The following is a 21,340-nucleotide window of genomic DNA, read 5'->3' as shown; positions in this document are numbered from 1 at the left end:
CTGCCACATATACCGGGTTCCCCGGTTTCGGTCCCCTGAGCAGCATTGTTATTAAACTGTATTACTTAGGGTAAGTGTTTGGATGCTGAAAGTCACGATATTTGGTAATTAATTTTAGAGTTTGGGACACCTGGGCCGACTGCCTGCCCTTATCCGAATCGACGGATGCCGTCACGGCCGAGGGATCTCCCTCGTCCTCGGGATGGGGGAGAAGACCAGCAGCAGGATTGGCAGGATGGCACCGGCGACCACCGCGACGAGGATGGCCGGGCGCAGGCCGAGGGCCTCACCGAGCAGACCCGCGCCGAGCGCACCGAGCGGGGCGGGGATCAGGCCGAGGGAGTAGACCGTGCCGATCACCCGGGCCTGCAGGTTCGGCGGGGTGATCGACTGGACCAGGGTCATGTTGCTGACGAAGAAGATCTGGTTGCTGGCCCAGACGATGAACTGGGAGGCGCCCAGCATCACGGCCGCCGTCCAGGCCGAGCCGGAGGCGAACGGCACCAGCAGCAGCGCGCAGTTGCCGATCACCGTGCTCCACAGCAGGGTGGGGCCGATGCCCAGCCGGCGCATGGTCCGCACCGACAGGGTCGCGCCGAGGATCGCCCCGACCCCACCGGTCGCCATGACGACCCCCACCCACTCCACCGGCAGGTTGGGCCCGCCCTTGAGCAGGAACAGCATGTAGATCGACTGCATCGCCCCCATGACGAAGAACGAGTACAGCCCGCTGGCGATGGCCAGCGGCCGGATCAGCGGCTGCTCCATCACCCAGCGGAAACCCTGCCAGATCGCCAGATGAATGCTCGCCGGGGTCTCGTCGTCGGGGACCGGCGGCGCCTCCTGCCTGCGGATCCGCAGCAGGGCCACCGCCGACAGCAGGTAGGACGCCACGTCGATCAGGATCAGCAGCGGCGCGGCCACCACCTTCAGCAGCGCCGACGCCGCACCCGGACCGGCCGTCTGCGCCAGTGACTCGCTCAGCTGCAGCTTGCCGTTGCCGTCCCCCAGATGCTCCATCGGCACCAGGAAGGGGAAGTAGGAGCGGTAGGCCACCTGGAACAGCACCGACAGCAGGCTGAGCACGAACACCACCGCGTACAGCACGCCCAGCGTGAGCGAGTCCATCACGTACAGCAGCGGCACCAGCGCCAGCACCACTGCCCGGCCCAGATCCGACCAGATCAGCACCGGCCGCTTGCGCATCCGGTCCACGTAGACGCCGAACAGCAGGAACCCCAGCATCGGCAGCCGGAGGAGGGCGCCCAGCACCCCCATCTCGGTCGCGCTCGCACCCAGGGTCACGACCGCGATCAGCGGGATCGCGAGATAGGAGATCTGCGACCCGAACTGGGAGAGGGTCTGCCCCGTCCAGAGCCGGAGGAAGTCATGGTTGCGCCAGAGGCTCTCCCCGGTCCCGGCGCTCGCAGGCGGCTCCGGATCGCCCGTGCTCTGCGTGCTCTCAGCCTCCGGTGACACCATTGTCGATCCAACTCCTCAGTTTGGCGGCCGCCTCGGCGACCAGCGGTTCGAACAGGATGACCACCCGCTCGCCGGGGATCGGCTCGATCGCGAGCGCCCCCTTCACCACGGAGCCCCAGCCCAGGTCGGGCCGGTCCCCGGCGGGGGCGAACAGCGCCACGTCCCCGTCGTAGGGGTCGTGCCGGTAGCGGCCGACCGCGTGCGCGTTGGCCCGGAACACCCGCAGGTAGCGCCGGGCCTGCTCGACGTCGGCGGTGTCCGGGGCCAGCCGCCGCTCCCGGCCGGCCGCGTCGATGACCGCCAGGAGCATCTCCTCCGGATCGAGTCCGGCGAACTCGGCGGCGTCCGCCTCCAACGGCCCACCGGCCAGCGCGTGCGTCATGAGCGAGGCGTCGTCCTCCAGCGAGCTGGTGATCACCGGTTCGTCGGCGTCGGAGTAGAACAGCGCCACCAGCGGCACGTCCTCCCCCAGGGCGCGCAGCCGCCGGGCCATCTCCAGCGCGATGTTGCCGCCGATGCAGAAACCGCCCAGGATGTACGGCCCGGCCGGCCGCAGCGCGCGCAGCCGGGCCACGTAGTCCTCCACCATCTCGGCCATGGTGCGATGCGGATCCTCGCCCGGCGCCAGCCCGCTGGCCGCGACGGCGTAGACGGGCTGGTCGGGACCGAGCCTGCGGGCCATCGGCAGGTAGCGGAACACCTGCCCGCCCAGCGCGTGCACCAGGACGATCGGCGGGCGGTCGCCCGCCGCGTTGAGCGTGACCACCCGCTCCTCGGCGCCCATGTCCTCGGGGGCGCGCAGCACGTCGGCCAGGCCCGCGACGGTCGGCGCGGCCAGCACGGCGGCCACCGGCAGTTCCCGGCCGAACTCCTGCCGCACCCGCATGGCCAGCCGGAGCGCCAGCAGGGAGTGCCCGCCCAGGTCGAAGAAGTCGTCGAACGCCCCCACCCCGGTGACGCCCAGCACGTCCTCCCAGATCAGTGCGAGCCGCCCCTCGACGGGATCCCTCGGCGGCACCCGGTATCCCCCGGCGCCCGGCTGGTCCGGCGCGGGCAGCGCGGCCCGGTCCAGCTTGCCGTTCGGGGTGAGCGGCAGGGCGTCCAGCGTGACCCACGCAGACGGGATCATGTGCTCGGGAAGGCCGGCGCGCAGCCGCGCCCGCCAGTCGACCGAGGCGTCCCCGGTGACGAGGTAGCCGATCAGGCGGTCGCCGCGGGCGACGACGGCGGCGGCGCGGACCTCGGGCTGGCCGAGCAGGGCGGCCTCGATCTCGCCGGGTTCGACGCGCATGCCGCGGATCTTGACCTGGGTGTCGAGGCGGCCGAGGTAGTCGAGTTCGCCGTCGGGTCGCCAGCGGGCGCGGTCTCCGGTGGCGTAGAGGCGGGAGCCGGGTGGGCCGTAGGGGTCGGGCAGGAAGCGTTCGGCGGTCAGCGCGGGGCGGCCGAGGTAGCCGCGGGCCAGCTGGACCCCGCCGATGAACAGCTGCCCCGGGCTCCCCACGGGAACGCGCCCGAGCCGGTCGTCGAGCACCTCCAGCCGGGTGTTGTCGACCGGTCGGCCGATCGGCACGACCTGTTCGGCGGGGTCGCACCGGTGCCAGGAGACGTCCACGGCGGCCTCGGTCGGGCCGTAGAGGTTGTGCAGCTCCACCCCGGGCAGCCGGTCGGCGAAGCGCCGTACCAGGTCGGCGGGGAGAGCTTCGCCGGAGCACACGATCCGGCGCAGCCCACCGGCGGCCAGTTCGGGCGTGTCGAGGAACGGGTCCAGCATGGACGGCACGAAATGCGCGGTGGTGATCCGCTCGGTGGTGATCAGCTCGGCGAGGTAGCCGGGCTCGTAGTGGCCGCCGGGCTCGGCGACCACCAGCCCGGCACCGGTGACCAGCGGCCAGAACAGCTCCCACACCGAGACGTCGAAGGAGACCGGCGTCTTGTGCAGCACCCGGTCGGCAGCGGTGAGGCCGTACGCCTCCTGCATCCAGCGCAGCCGGTTCACGATCGCCCGGTGCGAGACCCCCACCCCCTTGGGCCGCCCGGTCGATCCCGAAGTGAAGATCACATAAGCGAGCGCGTCCTCGGCCTCCGGGCCGTCCGGGGGAGCGGCAGCCACCGCGGCCTCCGGCAGCAGGACCACCCGGGGAGCCCGCGGAGCCTGACCCGCCAGGGCCGCGGAGGTGAGCAGCACCGAGGCGCCGGCGTCGGCGAGCATGCTCTCCAGCCGCCCGGCCGGATGGCCGGGCTCCAGCGGCAGGTAGGCGCCTCCGGCGGCCAGCACACCGAGCAGGGCGACGGGCAGGTCCGCGCTCCGCTCCAGGTGGACGCCGACCGGCTGGTCGGGCCCCACCCCCGCCCGGCGCAGCTCCGCCGCGATCCCGGCGGCCCGGCGGGCCAGCTCGCGGTAGGTGATCCACGAACCGCCGAAACCGACCGCCGGGGCGTCCGGGGTCCGGGCGGCCTGGGCGAACACCAGGCCGTGCAGCGTGCCCCCCGGATGATCGCGGCCGGTGGCGTTCCAGCGGGTGATCGCCTCCGTCTCGGCCGCGCCGATCACCGGTTCGCCGGTCAGGGCGTCGAGCACCCGCTCGGTGAGCGTCTCGATCTGCTCACGCGGGAACTCGGCGCGGTCGTAGGAGACGACGAGGGTCAGGCCACCGCCGGGCACCCGGACGAAGGCGACCGTGCACGGCAGGTCGGTCTGCTCGAAGAACTCCTGACCGGTGATCGCCGAGCCCTCGCCCGGCAGCCCGCCGTACACGTGGAAGTCCCTGAAGTCGAACAGCGTGTCCAGCAGCGGCGAACGGCCGGCGGCCCGCTGGATCTCGAACAGCGGATAGTGCCGGTACGGCACCGCCGCCACCTCGGCCTCGAAGACCCGGCGCACCAGTCCGGCCCGGCTTCCGGCGGCCACGTCCACCCGGACGGGCAGTGTGTTGAGGAACAGCCCGAGGACCTCGCCGCCGCCCTCGCTCTCGGGCCGGCCGTGGCTGAGCACGCCCGTCATGACCTCCCGCTCGCCGGTGACCAGGCTCAGCGCCCGCAGGTGCGCGGCCAGCAAAGTCGTGCGCAGCGGGACCCGCAGCTCCCGGCTGTCGCGCTCCAGCACGGCCACCGTCTCCTGCGGCACCGGTACGGCCAGCACCTCGACGGCGCGCGGCCCGCCGGTGGGAAAACCCGGCAGCCGGGGCAGCCGGCTCTGCGGGGCGTCGGCCACCCGCTCCCGCCAGAACTCCCGCGCCCGCGCCGAGGCCACGGCCGAGCGCTCGGCCGCCACCAGATCCCGGAACCGGGCCGCCGGCGGGGCCGGATCGCCGCCGCCGGGCGCGGTGTAGCGGCGCAGCAGCTCGGTGACCAGGGCCGCCACGCTCCAGCCGTCGAGGATCGCGTGGTGGAAGCTGAGGCTGAGCGCGAACGCGTCGTCGGCCAGCACGTGGGCGTACACCCGCATCAACGGCGGCGACGACCACACGAACGGGGTGAGCTTCTCCTCCTCCCGCCACGCGGCCAGCCGCTCCAGGGCGTCGTCGCCGCGCAGGTCGGCGACCTGGAGCGGGAGGACGGCCGTGTCGTGTACGAGCTGCAGCGGCTCGCTGAAGCCGGTCAGGTCGAAGGAGGTGCGCAGCACCGGGTGCCGGGCCGTGACCTCGGCCAGTGCCCCGGTCAGTGCGGCGACGTCGAGTTCGCCGCGCAGGGTGACCGTCATCAGGTCGTGGTAGGTGGGGCCGCCCGGTTCGAGCTCGCTGTGATACAGCATGCCCGCCTGCAGCGCGGCCAGCGGATACGCGTCCTCGATCATCGGTCGCCTTTCCTGAGCTTGGCCAGGTCTTCTGGGCTGAGCAGGCCGAACGCCTCGGTCGCCGGTGCGGGTTCCGGCCCCGCGGAGGGGTCGTGGCCCGGCGCCTCCAAGACGGTGGCCAGCTCCGCGACGGTCTGGTGGGTGAACAGGTGCTGCAGGTCCAGCGCGTAGCCCAGGCTGCGCAGCCGCGCCACCACCGAGAGACTGCGGATGGAGTCGCCGCCGACGGCGAAGAACCCGTCGTGGCGGCCGACCTCGTCCAGGCCCAGTACGGCCTGCCACACCTCCGCCACGACGTCTTCCGCCTTGGTGCGGGGCGGCTCCCAGGGCAGGTCGCCGCCCCGGGGCGGCGGTGGCAGCGCGACCCGGTCGAGCTTGCCGTTCGGGGTGAGCGGCAGGGCGTCCAGCATCACCCAGACGGTGGGGATCATGTGCTCGGGCAGCTCGTCCCGGAGCCAGTCGCGAGGATCGGGCCGCCCGGCGTCACCGGCGGACCCCGTCACGCCCCTGTCTCCGGGCGTGCCTCCGGCTCCGGGTGTGTCCCCGTCTCCGAGCGTGTCTCCGTCTCCGGTCGCGGCCTGATCTGCCGCTCCGTCTCCGGCCCGCCCTGCCACGTCCTCGCGCCGGACCCCGTACCCGACCAGGCGCGCCCCGGAGCCGTCGTGCCACACGCCGACCGCCGCCGCCCGCAGGTCCGGGTGGCGGATGAGCACGGCCTCGATCTCGCCGGGTTCGACGCGCATGCCGCGGATCTTGACCTGGGTGTCGAGGCGGCCGAGGTAGTCGAGTTCGCCGTCGGGTCGCCAGCGGGCGCGGTCTCCGGTGGCGTAGAGGCGGGAGCCGGGTGGGCCGTAGGGGTCGGGCAGGAAGCGTTCGGCGGTCAGCGCGGGGCGGCCGAGGTAGCCGCGGGCCAACTGGACCCCGCCGATGAACAGCTGCCCCGGGGTGCCGACCGGCACCGGACGCAGCGCCTCGTCCAGCACGTACAGGCGGGTGTTGTCGACCGGACGGCCGATCGGCACGACCTGCTCACCCGGCACGTAGCGGTGCCAGGAGACGTCCACGGCGGCCTCGGTCGGGCCGTAGAGGTTGTGCAGCTCCACCCCGGGCAGCCGGTCGGTCAGCCGTCGCGCCGCCCCGGCGGTCAGCTCCTCGCCGCTGCAGACGATCCGGCGCAGCGAACGGCACTCCTCGATCCCCTCCTCGGCGGTGAACGCGGCCAGCATGGAGGGGACGAAATGGGCCGTGGTGATCCGCCGGTCCGTGATGACCTCGCGCAGGTAGACGGGGTCGCGGTGGCCGCCGGGCCGGGCGAGCACCAGCCGCGCCCCGGCGGTCAGCGGCCAGAACAGCTCCCACACCGAGACGTCGAACCCGGCGGGGGTCTTCTGCAGGACGGCGTCGGAGGAGTCGAGGCCGTAGGTCCGCTGCATCCAGCGCAGCCGGTTCACGATCGCCCGGTGCGAGATGCCCACTCCCTTGGGCCGCCCGGTCGACCCCGAGGTGAAGATCACATAGGCGAGCGAGTCCTCCGGGACGTCCCCGCCGCGAGACGCGCCGGCGGACGGCTCCAGGGCGGCGCCGGCCGGTGCTTCCAGGGCGGCGCCGAGCTCCACGGCCCCGGCGTCGGCGAGCATGAGGCGCACGCGGCGCTCCGGCAGACCGGGGTCGAGGGGGAGGTAGGCGGCTCCGCTCTTGAGGACGGCGAGCAGCTGGACGGGCAGGTCGAGGGAGCGTTCCGCGCGCACGGCCAGCACCGAGCCGGGGCCGATACCCCGGGCGGTCAGCCGCCCGGCCAGCAGACCGGCGCGGGCGTCCAACTCGGCGTAGGTGAGCGTCAGATCCTCGAACACCACGGCCGGGGCGTCCGGAGTCCGTACGGCCTGCGCCTCGATGAGGCCGTGCAGCGTCGACGCGGGGGAGAACGCCACCGAGGTGGCGTTCCACCGGGTCAGCACCAGCTCCCGCTCCTCGGGTGAGAGGACCTCCAGGTCGCCCAGCCGGGTGCCGGGGTCGGCGACGGCCGCGCGCAGCAGGGTCCGGAAACCGGCGGCGAGCCGCTCGACCGTGTCCGGCCGGAACAGGTCACGGTCGTAGACGAACCTCGCCGACAGGCCCTCGCCGGTCTCCGCGGCGTACAGCTCCAGATCGAACCGGGTCGTGGTGGTGTCCAGCGAGAACGGCTCGGCCCGCGATCGCCCGGGGCCGGACGTCTGGCCCAGGTAGCTCTGCAGGGCGAACAGCACCTGGACGACGGGCGGGCGAGTGGCGTCCCTGGCCAGGTCCAGCTCGGCGACGAGCTTCTCGAAGGGGAGCTCCTGGTGGGCGTAGACGTCTAGGGCGGCGTCACGGGTACGGCCCAGCAACTCGGCGAAGGTGGGGTCGCCGTCGAGCCTGGCCCGCAACGGCAGCAGGTTGACGAACAGCCCGATCAGGCCCTCGAACTCCGACCGGTCCCGCCCGGAGACCGGCGAGCCCACCGCGAAGTCGCGCTGCCCGGACCAGCGGGCGAGCGTCGCTTGGAAGGCGGCGAGCAGCGTCATGTAGAGGGTCGCTCCGTGGGCACGGGCCAGTTCCCGCAGCGCCGAGGTGAGTGCGCCGTCCAGCCGCAGGTCGTGCCAGGCGCCCCGGTGTCCCCGCCGGACGGTCCTGGGCCCGTCGAGCGGCAGGTCGAGCGGCGGCAGGCCGGCCAGCTCCTGCCGCCAGAACTCCAGATGCCGTTCCAGCCGGGACCCGGCCATCCGGTCGCGCTGCCAGCGCGCGTAGTCGCCGTACCCGATCTCCGGCTCTGCCCGGCTTTGTCCGGTTGTCCGGTCCGCCGGGCCGTGCGCGACCGGGTGCTCCACCGGGCCGTCCTCGCCGGTGAGCAGCTCGTCCAGCAGGATCTCAGCCGACCAGCCGTCGGCCACGATGTGGTGCACGGCGACCAGCAGGACGTGGTCGTCGGGCCCGAGTCCGACCAGCGTCGCCCGCATCAGCGGACCGCGGTCCAGTTCGAAGGGGAGTGCCGCGTCGGCGCCGGCGATCTTACGTGCCTCCTCGGCGGAACCCGCCTCGGCCAACCGCAGCCGGACGCGCGCATCCGGGTCCGCCGCCGCGACGACCCGGACCTCCGGCTGGCCGTCAGGGGTGGCGGGGAAGCGCATGCGCAGGCTCTCGTGCCGCGCCACGACGCCGTCCAGCCGTGCCTGGAGGGCGGCGACGTCCAGCGGTCCGCGCAGCCGTGCCGTGGCGGGCAGCACGTAGGCGGGGGTGCCCGGAGTGAACTGCTCCATGAACCAGAGCCGCTCCTGCGCGAACGACAGGGGCGGCGCCGTGTCCTCCGGCCTCCTCGCCACCTCCGGCCCGGCACCCGGCTTCCTCGGCAGGTCCCGCTCGGACCCTTCCCCGTCCGCGGCCAGCCGGTCCAGCGCCCGCGCCAGGTCCCGGGCGGCGGGATGACCGAACACCAGCTTGAGCGGCACCTCCACGCCCATCGCGGCCGACAGCCTGGCAGTCGTCCGGGTGGCCAGCAGTGAATGCCCGCCGAGCTGGAAGAAGTCGTCGAGCACCCCGACCCGCTCGACCCCGAGGACCTTTGCCCACACCGAGCAGACCAGCTTCTCCGCCGGGGTCCGCGCGGGTCGGTAGCCCCGGTCCGACCGGTGCTCGGGTACGGGCAGCGCCCCCTGGTCGACCTTGCCGGCGGGGGTGAGCGGAATCCGGTCGACCGTCACGACGGCACTCGGCACCAGATGCGGGGGCAGCTCCGCCGCGAGGTAGGCCCGCAGCTCCCCGGCGACCCGGTCGCCGGCCGTTCCGCCTTCGGTGTCCTGCTCGTCGGTCGTCCGGTCCCGGCTGTCTCGGTCGCCGGTGGTCTGGTCGTCGGCCGTTCCGTCTTCGCTGTCCTGGTCGTCGGTCCTCCGGTCCCGGTCGTCCGGGTCGCCGGAGCGCTCCGCCTCCCGAGCCGGCTCCTCCCGTCGCACGACGTAGGCGACCAGCCGGCGGTCGCCGGGTGTGTCCTCCCTGACGGCCACGGTGGCCTGGACGATCAGCGGGTGGGCCAGCAGCCGGGCCTCCACCTCGCCGGGTTCGACGCGGTAACCGCGGATCTTGACCTGACGGTCGAGACGGCCGAGGATCTCCAGGCGCCCGTCGGCCCGGAAACGGGCCCGGTCACCGGTCCGGTAGAGGCGGGATCCGGCCGGACCGTACGGGTCGGGGACGAACCGTGCGGCCGTCAGGCCGGGTGATCCCCGGTAGCCGCGCGACAGCCCGGCGCCGCCGACGCAGAGCTCGCCCGGCACTCCGACGGGGACCTGCTCGCCGTGTTCGTCCAGCACGTGGACCCGGGTGCCGGTGAGCGGGCGTCCCACGGTGGGGCGCCTGGACGCCTCGGAGGGGTCCAGCTCGGCGGCGGTCGCGATGATCGTGGTCTCGGTGGGACCGTAGCTGTTGACCAGGCTGACGCGCTCGCCGTGTGCGGCGTACCAGGCGGCCAGGGCCGGAGCGGGGAGCGGGTCGGCGCCGAGGATGAGCAGGCGCAGCGAGGGAGGCCAGGCCACTTGCGCCGCGACCAGCTCCCGCCAGTAGGACGTGGGCAGGTCGATGACCGTCAGCGCCGCCCCCTGCGGAGTCCGCAGGAAGTCGGGGAGCGGCTCGTCCGGGGCGAGCACGAGCTCGGCCCCCGAGGTGAGCGCGGGATAGATCTCCTCGGCATGCGTGTCGAAGCCGACGGAGGCGGACTGCAGCACGCGATCGCCGGGCCCGATGCCGTACTCCCGCCGCATCCACGTCACGCGTTCGGCCAGCGCCCGCCGCTCGACCTGCACGCCCTTGGGGCGGCCGGTGGAGCCGGAGGTGTAGATCACATACGCCAGGGCCGCCGGATCGGGCGCGGGCGGGGCACCGTCCGACAGACGGACGGCCATGCCGTACGGCGGGCCGGCAGCCGGCGGGAGGGTGATCGCGGGGTCCGGCGAACCGTCGATCGTGATCGCCGGCAGGTCGCACTCCAGCAGGCCGTCCTGGCACAGCAGCAGGGCGGCCCCGGAGTCGCGCGCCATCCAGCGCAGGCGTTCGGCCGGATAGGCCGGATCGAGAGGGAGGTACGCGCCGCCCGCCGCCGCCACCGCCAGCAGTGCCACGACCAGCTCGGGGCTGCGCCGGGCGCACACCGCGACCACCGTCTCGGGCCGCACCCCGGCCGAGGTGAGCCGCGCGGCCAGCCGTACGGCACGGGCGTGCACCTCGGCGTAGCTCAGCCGCCGGTCGCCGTGGCTGACCGCGATCGCGTCCGGTGCCAGCCGTACCCGCTCCGCGAAGAGATCGATCACCCCGGACGCGCTGTCTATTCCAGACGCGTCGCCTATCCCGGATGCACTGCCCGTCCTGGACGCGTCGCCTGCCCCGGATGTGCTGCCTATCCCGGACGTGTCGCCCGTCTCGGACGTGTCGCCCACCCCGAACACGTCGCCCGTCCCGGACGGCCGCACCACCGGTGGAGCCGAGGCGGACGGCCGGATCGAGCCGGACGCGACAGGCAGGGACGCGGTGGTACCGGGAAGGCGGTCCTCGGGCAGGAGCATCGCGGCGCGCAGCCGCGACAACGGGATGTCGCGGTCGTCGGAGGCGGCCTCCAGCATCCGCTCGTACCTGCGCAGCATCCGGTCCACCGTGTCCGGCTCGAACAGGTCGGCGTTGTAGGAGAGCAGCGCGTACAGCGAACCGGAACGCGGCGTCACATCCAGCATCAGGTCGAACTTCGCCTGCCGCGCACCCGGATCGAACATGCCGCTCTCCACGCCGGGCAGCACCAGCTCGGACGCGTCCTTGTCCTGCATCACGAACATGGCCTGGAACAGCGGTGTGGTGCTCAGGTCACGCTCGATCCGCAGGTCGTTCAGCAGCCGCTCGAACGGGATGTCCTGGTGGGCGAACGCGTCCAGCACCGTCGCCCGGGTACGGCCCAGCAGCTCACGGAAGCCCGGGTCGCCCGACAGGTCGCCGCGGAGCGCGAGCGTGTTGGGGAAGAACCCGACCACCGGCTCCAGCTCGGGACGGTCCCGGCCGGCGATCACCGAACCCACGCACACGTCGTCCTGGCCCGAGTGGGCTCCCAGCAGCGCCTGGAAGGCGGCCAGCAGCACGATGAACGGCGTGCACCGCTCCTCCCTGGCGAGCTGCTCCACCCGCGCGGCCAGCTCCGGTCCGATCCGCCGCACCGTGTAGTCGCCGTTCGAGGACCTCACCGGCGGCCGGGGCCGGTCGGGTGGGACGTCGAGCACGGGCACCCCGGCGAGCTGCCCGCTCCAGTAGTCGAGCTGGCGCCGCACGGTCGCCTCGTCCAGCCGCTCACGCTGCCAGGCCGCGTAGTCGGCGTACTCCAGCGGCAGCGCCGGCAGCTCGGCCTCGCGTCCCTCCAGATGGGCGGTGTAGCAGGCGGCGAACTCACGCAGCATGATCTTCAACGACCAGCCGTCGGCCACGATGTGATGCAGCACCACGCAGAGCACGTGGTCGGTCTCCGACAGCGTGATCAGATGGACCCGGAGCAGCGGCCCGAGCGCCAGGTCGAAGGGCCGGTTGGTGAGGTCGGCGACCAGTTCGATCGCGTGGCTCTCCCGTTCGGCGGCCGGCATCCGGGTCAGGTCGATCAGGTCCGGCTCGACGGGCAGCGGCGGTCCGATCTCCTGCACCGGGCCGCCGTCGCGGGAGGTGAAGCGGGCCCGCAGGGTCGCGTGCCGCGCCACCAGGCGGTCGAGCGCGTGGCCGAGCGCGGCCGTGGAGATCCGACCGCGCAGCCGCTGCACCATGAACATGTTGTAGGAGGCGTCCGCCGGGTCGAGCCGATGAAGGAACCAGAGCCGTTCCTGCCCGAAGGAGAGCGGCGGCTCGCTCCCGCCCGCCCGCCGTGGGATGCCCTCCTGCCGCGGCGGCGACGGCTGCCGCCGCATCTTCTCCTCCAGTGCGGCCCGCTGCTCCGGGCTGAGCCGCGCCAGCCGTGCCCTCAGCTCACTCATGCCTCGGGGTCCTCCAGCGCGGCCAGCAGCTCTTCCAGCCCCTCATCCTGCTCAAGCTGCATTTCGAGTACGGCGAGCGCGTGCTCGGCCACCGTGGTGATCTCGAAACACTGCCGCAGCGGCAGCTCCACGCCGTAGCCCTCCCGGTAGCGGGTGACCAGCAGCACCGCCAGCAGCGAATGGCCGCCGAGCTGGAAGAAGTCGTCGTCCACACCGATCTGGTCGCGGCCCAGCAGCTCGGCCCAGAGCGCGCACAGCTCGCCCTCCATCGGGGTACGCGGCTCCAGGTACGGGGTGCCGAGATCGGCCCGGCCGGAACCGCCCGGCGAGGGCAGCGCACTCCGGTCGAGCTTGCCGCTCGGACCGAGCGGGAGGGCGCTGATCCCGACGAACGCCTGAGGGATGAGCGCCGAGGGCAGCCGCCGGGCCAGCGCCCTGCGCAGCTCCCCGGTGAGCTGCGCCGGATCGCCCGCCCAGTCCACGTAGGCGACCAGCCCGCGCCCGCCGGGCGCGTCGTCCCGCAGGGCCACGACCGCCTGGCGCACCTTGGTGTGCTCGGCGAGCACCGCCTCGATCTCACCCGGCTCGACCCGCCAGCCGTGCACCTTCACCTGGTCGTCCAGGCGCCCCAGGAACTCCAGGTCGCCGTCGGCGTTCCACCTGGCCCGGTCGCCGGTGGCGTAGAGCCGCGAGCCCGGCGGGCCGTACGGGTCGGGTACGAACCGTTCGGCCGTCAGGCCGGGCCGGCCCGCGTAGCCGCGCGCGACCTGCGTACCACCGATGTGCAGGTGGCCGGGGACGCCGATCGGCACCGGCTCAAGCCGCCCGTCCAGGACATACAGCTGGTTGCCCGGCATGGGACGGCCGATGGGCAGCGTGTTCCGCGTCCCGCCCGGCTCGCAGCGCCAGGCGGTCACGTCCACCGCCGCCTCCGTCGGCCCATACAGGTTGTGCAGCTCCACATCGGGCAGCCGTTCGAAGAACCGCGCCGCCAGCCGGGGCGGCAGCTCCTCGCCGCTGCAGATCACCCGTTTCAGCGAGCGGCACGACTCGATGCCCGTCTCCTCCACGAACATCGCCAGCATGGAGGGCACGAAGTGCATCGTGGTCACCGCGTGCGCCTTGATCAGGTCGCGCTGGTGGGTGGGGTCGCGGTGCCCGCCGGGCCGGGCCGTCACCAGGTGGGCGCCGGTGACCAGCGGCCAGAAGAACTCCCAGACCGAAACGTCGAAGCTCGCCGGGGTCTTCTGCATGACCGCCTCACCCGGGGTGAGCCCGAACCTGCGCTGCATCCAGCCGAGCCGGTTGACGATGCCGCGATGGCTGTTGACCACCCCCTTGGGCCGCCCGGTCGAACCCGAGGTGTAGATCATGTAGGCGGCGTCGCCGGGACCGGCCACCGGGTCGGGGTTGTCCGCCGGCTGCCGCCCCCAGCTCTCCGGGTCGTCGAGCAGGACCGGTTTGGTCGCCCCCTCGGGGAGCAGACCGCGCAGGTGGCGCTGGGTCAGCAACACCTTGGCCCCGCTGTCGGCCAGCATGAACGCCAACCGGGACGGCGGATACTCCGCGTCCAGCGGGACGTACGCCCCACCGGCCTTCAGTACGGCGAGCAGCCCGACGACCAGTTCGGCCGAGCGCTCGGCGCAGACCGCCACCGGGCTGCCCCGGCGCACTCCGATCCGGCGCAGCCAGTGGGCCAGCCGGTTGGCGCGTTCGTTCAGCTCGGCGTAGGTCAGCGTGACGTCGCCCGCCACCACGGCCCGGGCATCCGGGGTCCTGGCCACCTGGGCCTCGACCAGCCCGGTCAGGGTCGCGCCGGAACCGCCGGCGTGCGCACCCGCACCGAGGGCCAGGACCTCCGCCCGCTCGGCCCCGGTGAGCAGCGGCAGCCGGGAGAGCGGCACATGGGGGTCGGCGACGGCCGCGGTGAGCAGCGTCTCCAGGTTCGCGGCGAACCGTTCGACCGTGGAGCGGTCGAACAGGTCGGTGCTGTACTCCAGGCGGCTGTGCAGCCGGCCCTCGCGCATGTTCAGATCGAGCTGCAGGTCCACCTTGGCGGTGCCGTTGGCGATCTGACCCTCGTTGGAGTCGGCGGCCAGGTTGAACATCACCTGGTACAGCGGCGGCACACTCAGGTCACGGGTCGCCTGCAGCGCCTCCACCAGCCGCTCGAACGGCAGCTCCTGATGGTCCAGCGCCTCGGCGACCGTGGTCCGTACCCGCACCGCCGCCTCGGCGAACGTCGGATCCCCGCCCAGGTCGGTGCGGAGCGCCACCGCGTTCACGAACATGCCGATGACCGGCTCCGTCTCCGGCAGCATCCGCCCCGCCACCGGTGTGCCCACGACGATGTCCCGCAGGCCCGACCAGCGCGACAGCACACCCGCGAACGCGGTGAGCATGACCGTGAACAGCGTCGAGTTCAGATCCTTGGCCAGCCGCTCCACCCCGGACGACAGCTCCGCGGAGAACGCGCCCAGCAGCATCTCCCCCCGGTAGGTGCGCCGACGCGGGCGCGGCCGGTCGGCCGGCAGCCCCAGATCGGCCGGCACCCCGGCGAGCCGCTCCTGCCAGTGGGTCAGCTCCGCCGCCAGGAACTCGCCGGTGAGCCTGCCGCGCTGCCAGACCGCGAAGTCGGCGAACTGGATGGGCAACTCCGGAAGCTTGGGCTCCCGGTTCTCGCCCAGCGCGTCGTAACACTCCTCCAGTTCGTTGAGGAAGATGTGGCTGGACACCCCGTCGAACACGGTGTGGTCGAACACGCAGACCAGCCGCAGGTCGTCGTCGGCCATCTTCACGTGCCGCATCCGCCACAGCGGCGCCTCGTCCATGGCGAACGGCGTCACCCCGTCCGCTCTGGCCAGCCTGGTCAGCTCGGCCTCCCGCTCGGCGGGCGGCAGCTGGGTGAGATCGGTCTCGGTGAGCCGGACCGGGGGAGAGGCGCCGGTGATGATCTGCATCACCTGGCCGTCCCGGAACTCGAACACGGTGCGCAGCACCTCGTGCCGGCTGACCACCCGGGCGACGGCCCGCTCCAGCCGGCGCGGGTCGACCGGCTGGCGGGCGGTCATCGGCATCACCATGCCGATGTTGTAGACGGCCAGCTCGGGTTCGAATCGGGCGAGGAACCACATCCGCTCCTGCCCCGAGGAGGACGGGAAGACATCCACCGCCTGGTCGGTCACCTGGACTCCCCCGCGTCCATGGCCGCACGCAGGCTACGGGGCCGCATGTCCATCCAGACCTCCTCGATGTGGGCCAGGCAGTCCTCCCTGGTCCCGCTGAAACCCTCGTCGTGCCAGCCGTCGGGGTTGTCCCGGCCGGCCGGCCAGACGGAGTACTGCTCCTCGTCGTTGACGACGACCTTCGTCTCGGTGGGGGATTCGCTCACTGCTGCTCACTCCTGCGCGGAAGCCGGGGGATCACGGATTGGTCGGTGGCCGAGGCCGAGGCCGTGGCCGGAGCGGCGGCGCGGGCCTGCTCGATCAGCGAGGTGACCCCGGCGACCGTGGGCTCCTCGAACAGACTGCGCATCGGCAGCCGCACGCCGAGTTCCTTGCGGATGAGCGCGATGAGCTGCACCGCGATCAGCGAGTTGCCACCGAGCTCGAAGAAGTCGTCGTCCACGCCGATGCGCTCACCGCCGAGCACCTCGCTCCACAGCCGGGCGATGGCGGACTCGACCTCACCACGCGGGGCCACGTAGTCGTCGCCCGCCGTACGGGCCGGACGGTCCGCCACGGCGGCGGAGTCCAGCTCCGTCTCGACCGTCTCCTGCGTCACCGAGCCGACGCCCGCGAGGTAGGCGGCCACCGGGGTCGCCGCGATCACCACCTGCGGGCCGAGCGGGGTGGCCAGCAGCCGGTGGAACGCCTCGGCTCCGTCCGCCGGGCGGATGCCGACCGCGTCGGGTCCGCCGCCGGCCGGCGCGACCTGGCCGCCGTGGCTGCCCTGGACGTCCGGCCCGCTCCGCACGGCGGCGGTGGCCGCCCGCTGGGCGCCCGCGCCGGCGGTCACTCCGGCCACCACGGCGTCGGTGTTGATCCGGCGCAGCACGTAGTCGGAGATCTCCGTCACGACGGTGCCGTCCGCGGCGATGAGCGTCACGTCCACCGCGAGCACCTCGTCGGTGTCGCTGTCACGGAACCGCAGATGACTCCAGAACGCGCCGGGCAGCCGGTCCCGCACAGTGATGCGGCCGTAGCCGAGCGGCAGGTAGTGCCCCTGGATGTCCACCCAGGTGAAGGAGGTGGCGCTGTCCATCATCGCGGGGTGCAGGCCCCAGCGGTCCAGGTCCAGCCCGACCAGCTCGTCGGCCTCGAACCAGCCCAGGGCCTCGTTCTGGCCGATGTGGCAGCTCCGCAGGTTGTGGCCCCAGTGCGGGCCGAGCGTGAGCAGCCCCGACAGCGGCACACCGCCCTGCTCGTCGCCCGCAGGGGCGCACCGCTCCACGATGGCCGCCACGTCGACGTGCCCGGCGGGCCCCGGATCGACCCGGGCGGCCGTACCGCGCGCATGCGTGCGCTGCTCGCCGCCGATGACGCTGCGCACCTGGAACTCCGCGCCGTCGGCCTCGGGACTGAACACCACCCTGATCTCGGCGGTCGCCCCGTCGGCCACCGACAGCGGCTCGACGAACACCACGTCACGCAGTTCCACGACCCCGCCGGACGGCGGCAGCACCGCGTCGCTCGCACAGCGGGCCATCTCGACGTGCCCGGTGCCGGGAAGCACCGACACATCGGAGATGCGGTGCTCGTCCAGCGCCCAGTGCGTCTCGGGGGAGATGCTGCCGCCGGCCCAGCCGAGACCGTCACCGTCGGCCTCGTGCCAGGCCGTGAGGATCGGATGGTCGATCGCCCTGATCCGGTCGCCGTGCTGCAGCGCCACGAACCCCGCCGGGGCGGCGACCTCGGCCGCCATGCCGACCTCCAGCCACCTGCCCCAGTTCGCGGAGACGACCGTGGCCGCCCGCCAGCCGTGCTCACCCCTGGCGTGGGCGTCCAGGAAGTTGTTGGCCGCGCAGTAGTCGACCTGGCCGAAACCGCCCGCGACGGCGGTGATGGACGAGCACAGCACGACGGCCTCCAGGTCGAGGTCGCCGAAGGCCTCACGCAGCGCCAGCGTGCCGGCCACCTTGGGAGCCAGCACCCGCTCGGCCGCGGCCCGCTCCTTCACCTCCGCCATGCCGCCGCCGGGCAGCCCCGCCGCGTGCACGATCACGTCCACCCGGCCGAACCTGTCGAGCGTCTCCCGCCTGACCCGCCGCATGTCACCGGCGTCCGTGACGTCCGCCGCCAGCACCAGCACCTCCGCGCCCGCGGCCTCCATCCGGCGGATCGCCGTGACCGCCCGGCCCTCGCGGCCCGCCGCGTGCGCGTCCCACCTGTCCCGGCCAGGCAGCCCCGACCGGGACAGCAGCACCAGCCGCACCCGTGCCCGCTCGGCCAGGTCCTCGGCCAGCGAGATCCCGATCCCGCCCAGGCCACCGGTGATCAGATAAACCTGTCCGTCCCTGGGCCCCGTCTGACCGGCCTCGCCGCCCTCCGGTACGGTGTCCGCCCGGTCCGCGTCCCCGTCGTCGCGCACGGCGCCCGCCCCGCCCGCGCCCGCCCCGCCCGCACCCGTCCCGCCCGCGCCCGTACGGTCCGGTGCGGACCCGGACCCGGACGCGGCCGGAACCTCGATCTGCTCGTAGTGCTGCAGCCACCGCCGGCCACCCCGGACGCTCACCGTCGGCAGCAGCCCGGCCTCGTCCGGCTCGATCCTCCTGGCCAGCTCGGCGACCGCGTGCCTGACCCGGTCACGCCCGTCCAGGTCGACATGGCGGACCCGCAGCCACGGTGTCTCCAACGGCACCACCCGGGGGAACCCGGCCAGCGTCGCGTGCTCCGGACGGAGCAGATCACCACCGGTGACGTCCTGGACCCCGGAGGTCAGCAGGGTCAGCTCCACCCCACCCGCCGGCTGCACCGCCGTCAGCGCCTGCACCAGCGCCAGCACGCTGAAGAAGCCCCGGTCCTGCGCCCGCCAGGTCTCCTCGATCCCCTCGGCCGGATCCCCGTCGAGTGTCCAGGCGTGCACCACCCGGTCCGGCGGCTCACCCACGGCCGACAGCAGCGCGTCATAGTCGGCCCGTTCCGCCGGCCGTACCGTGAAACCGCCGTCCACCGCCGCGAACCCCGCGCCCGGCCGCACCTCGACCACCTCGGCCCCCGACGCGCGCAGCGCACCGGCCAGCGCCGCCGAGTCTCCGTCGGCGAACAGCAGGACACGGGTGAACGGCGACAGCGGCGCCGGACCCGGCGGAGCCTGCCGCCACACGGGAGCGCTGAACCAGCGCTCCAGCGGCAGGTCCTTCTCCTCCTCCGGAGCGTGGTTGGCCACCCCGCCGACGAACGCCCCCTGCGGGTCCGGGTCGATCCACGCGCGCCGCCGCTCCCACGGGTAGGTCGGCAGCGAGATCCGGCGGCCCGGCTCACCGAACTCCCCGAGCGCCACGCCGTTCACCCACAGCGTGCCGAACGCGGCCGACAGCACCCGCAGGTCACCGCCGTCCGCCGGCCCCGGCAACGAGGCGAGCGGCGCGACCGCGCCGGTCGCGACCTGTGCCTTCGCCAGCCCGGCCAGCTGCCTGCCGGGACCGCACTCGATCATGATCCAGTCGCCGTCGGCGAGCAGGTTCGCCACACAGTCGCCGAACCGCACCGGCTCACGCAGATGCCTGGCCCAGTAGGACGGGTCGGTCGCCTCGGCCGCGGTGATCCACGTGCCGGTCACGTTGGACAGGAACGGCAGGCTCGGCGCCGACCGCTCGGTGGCGGCCACCAGCGCGTGGAACTCGCCCAGGATCGGATCCATCATCGCCGAGTGGAAGGCGTGCGAGGTGCGCAGCGGCATCCGGCCGACGCCTTCCTCCTCCAGCAGCGCCGCCAGCTCACCGATCGAGGCGGACGGCCCCGCGACCACGCACGTGCCGGGTCCGTTGACGCCCGCCACCGACACGTCGTCGGGCAGCAGCGGGCCGACCTCGTCCGGGTCGAGCTGCACCGCCAGCATCGACCCCGCGGGCAGGCCCTGCACCAGCCGCCCCCGCGCCGCCACCAGCCGCAGCGCGTCAGGCAGGCTGAACACCCCCGCCACCGTCGCCGCCACGTACTCGCCGATGCTGTGGCCGATCATCCCCGCCGGTTCGGCACCCAGCGAACGCCAGAACCTGGCCAGCGCGTACTCCACGGTGAACAGCGCCGGCTGGGTCAGCGCGGTCTGCCGGAGCCGCTCACCGGCCTCCTCGCCCGTGCCGAACATCAGCTCCCGGATGTCCTCGCCCAGCTCCGGCAGCAGGATCTCGGCGCACTCGTCCACCGCGTCCCTGAAGACCGCCTCGGTCCGGTACAGCTCGGCACCCATGCCCGCGTACTGCGACCCCTGCCCGGAGAACAGGAACGCCAGCTGCGGAGTACGCCGCGACGCGGACCCCGACAGCGTCCGCCGTGGGTCGGCCAGCGCGGCGACCGCGTCGGCGACGTCGGAGACCACCACCGCCGCCCTGCGCGACAGCTCCCTGCGGCCCACCCGCAACGTGTGCGCGACATCGGCCAGATCCGCATCGGGATGCGCCGCCAGATGCGCCGCCAGCCGCTCCCGGGCGGCGGCCAGCGCCGTGTCCGTCCTGGCCGACAGCCGCAGCAGATGCGCCGGACGGGGCTCCCGCTCCTCCCGGACGGAAGACGGCGCCTCCTCCAGCACGATGTGCGCGTTGGTGCCGCCGATCCCGAAGGAACTGATGCCCGCCCGCCGGGGGAAACCGTTCCGCTCCCACTTGGTCGGCGCCGCCGCCACGTAGAACGGGCTCGCCGCGAAGTCGATCTTCGGGTTCGGACTCTCGTAGTGCAGCGTCGGCGGGATCAGCCCGTTCTCCAACGCCAGCACCGCCTTGATGATGCTGGCGATACCCGCCGACTGGCCGAGATGCCCGATGTTGCTCTTCACCGAGCCGATGCCGCACCACTGGGTGTCGTCGGTGTCCTGCCGGAACACCGAACTCAGCGCCGCCACCTCGATCGGATCACCCAGCGCGGTCCCGGTGCCGTGCGCCTCCACGTACGTCACCGTGCGCGGATCCACCCCGCCCACACCCAGCGCCTGCGCGATCACCGCGGCCTGCCCGTCCATGCTGGGCGCCGAGAAACCGACCTTGCTCGCCCCGTCGTTGTTGATCGCGTTGCCCAGCACCACCGCCCGGACGTTGTCACCGTCGGCGAGCGCCTCCGACAACCGCTTCAGCACGACCACCCCGCCGCCGCTGCCCCAGATCGTGCCCGCCGCCTTCGCGTCGAACGCCCGGCAGTGGCCGTCGGGGGAGACGATGCCGTCCTCGTCGTAGACGTACCCCTGCCCCTGCGGCAGGTCCAGCATCGCGCTGCCCGCCAACGCCATGTCGCACTCGCCGTTGCGCAGCGCCTCGGCGGCGACGTGCACCGCCACCAGCGACGTCGAGCACGCCGTGTGCAGCGTGTAGCTCGGGCCGCGCAGATCCAGCTTGTACGACGACAACGTCGCGCAGTAGTCGACGTGGTTGCCGACCATGACGGCCAGCCAGCCCGCGTTCGCATGCGCCTGGGCGTTGCTCCGGATGTTGATCCACTGGTAGAAGTCCGACCCCGAACCGGCGTAGACACCGATCTCACCCGGATACCTGAACGGGTCGTAGCCCGAGTCCTCCAGAGCCGTGTGCGCCAACTCCAGGAAGAGCCGGTGCTGCGGGTCCCGGACCTCCGCCTCCCTGATCGACATGCCGAAGAACGCGGCGTCGAACCCCTGGTGGTCGTCCAGCATCATGGCGGCCGGCACGAAGTTCGGATCGTCCAGCGCCCGCTCCGACACACCGAACGCCCGCTGTTCCTCGCGGGTGAAGTGGGTGAGCGACTCGACTCCGTCGGCGAGATTACGCCAGAACTGCTCAGCGTCTCCGGCTCCCGGCACCCGGCACGAAAGGCCGATGATCGCGATCGGCTCCACGGTGGGTTCCTCGGCCATGCGTGAGTCCCTTTCTCCTTGCCTG

General features: G+C 73.1%; 6 protein-coding genes. All 6 read right to left on the bottom strand.

Annotation, left to right across the window (positions count from 1 at the left end; all coding sequences use genetic code 11):
• Positions 1-171: 171 nt before the first annotated feature.
• Genes OHA77_RS06750 through OHA77_RS06725 form a run of 6 tightly spaced genes read right to left on the bottom strand, consistent with a single transcriptional unit; the run spans position 172 to position 21,315 of the window.
• Positions 172-1,482: an MFS transporter gene (locus tag OHA77_RS06750; protein ID WP_406316880.1), complete on the bottom strand. Its 1,311-nt coding sequence runs from the start codon at positions 1,480-1,482 to the stop codon at positions 172-174.
• Positions 1,463-5,275, bottom strand: a complete 3,813-nt coding sequence (locus OHA77_RS06745; protein WP_406316878.1) for an amino acid adenylation domain-containing protein — start codon at positions 5,273-5,275, stop codon at positions 1,463-1,465. The genes OHA77_RS06750 and OHA77_RS06745 overlap by 20 nt, the downstream gene beginning before the upstream one ends.
• A complete protein-coding gene (locus OHA77_RS06740) occupies positions 5,272-12,276 on the bottom strand; it encodes an amino acid adenylation domain-containing protein (protein WP_406316877.1) in 7,005 nt (2,334 codons plus the stop codon). Before OHA77_RS06740 ends, OHA77_RS06745 begins: the two co-directional genes overlap by 4 nt.
• On the bottom strand, positions 12,273-15,461 hold the full coding sequence (locus tag OHA77_RS06735) for a non-ribosomal peptide synthetase (protein ID WP_406316875.1): 3,189 nt from the start codon (positions 15,459-15,461) through the stop codon (positions 12,273-12,275). Before OHA77_RS06735 ends, OHA77_RS06740 begins: the two co-directional genes overlap by 4 nt.
• The gene (locus OHA77_RS06730; RefSeq protein WP_406316874.1) at positions 15,458-15,667 is read right to left on the bottom strand and encodes an MbtH family protein; all 210 of its coding nucleotides are present in this window, start codon (positions 15,665-15,667) and stop codon (positions 15,458-15,460) included. The genes OHA77_RS06735 and OHA77_RS06730 overlap by 4 nt, the downstream gene beginning before the upstream one ends.
• Positions 15,664-21,315: an SDR family NAD(P)-dependent oxidoreductase gene (locus OHA77_RS06725; protein ID WP_406316872.1), complete on the bottom strand. Its 5,652-nt coding sequence runs from the start codon at positions 21,313-21,315 to the stop codon at positions 15,664-15,666. The genes OHA77_RS06730 and OHA77_RS06725 overlap by 4 nt, the downstream gene beginning before the upstream one ends.
• Positions 21,316-21,340: the final 25 nt, after the last annotated feature.

This window comes from Streptosporangium sp. NBC_01639, from assembly GCF_045209755.1.
GTDB lineage: Bacteria > Actinomycetota > Actinomycetes > Streptosporangiales > Streptosporangiaceae > Streptosporangium.
The sequence above is the reverse complement of the archived record's forward strand: the minus strand, read 5'-3'. Positions and strand labels throughout refer to the sequence as shown.

What these genes read in the sequence shown, in the direction of transcription:
- OHA77_RS06750 (WP_406316880.1), bottom strand. Translation starts at nt 1,482, where the DNA reads ATGGTGTCACCGGAGGCTGAGAGCACGCAGAGCACGGGCGATCCGGAG.
- OHA77_RS06745 (WP_406316878.1), bottom strand. Translation starts at nt 5,275, where the DNA reads ATGATCGAGGACGCGTATCCGCTGGCCGCGCTGCAGGCGGGCATGCTG.
- OHA77_RS06740 (WP_406316877.1), bottom strand. Translation starts at nt 12,276, where the DNA reads ATGAGTGAGCTGAGGGCACGGCTGGCGCGGCTCAGCCCGGAGCAGCGG.
- OHA77_RS06725 (WP_406316872.1), bottom strand. Translation starts at nt 21,315, where the DNA reads ATGGCCGAGGAACCCACCGTGGAGCCGATCGCGATCATCGGCCTTTCG.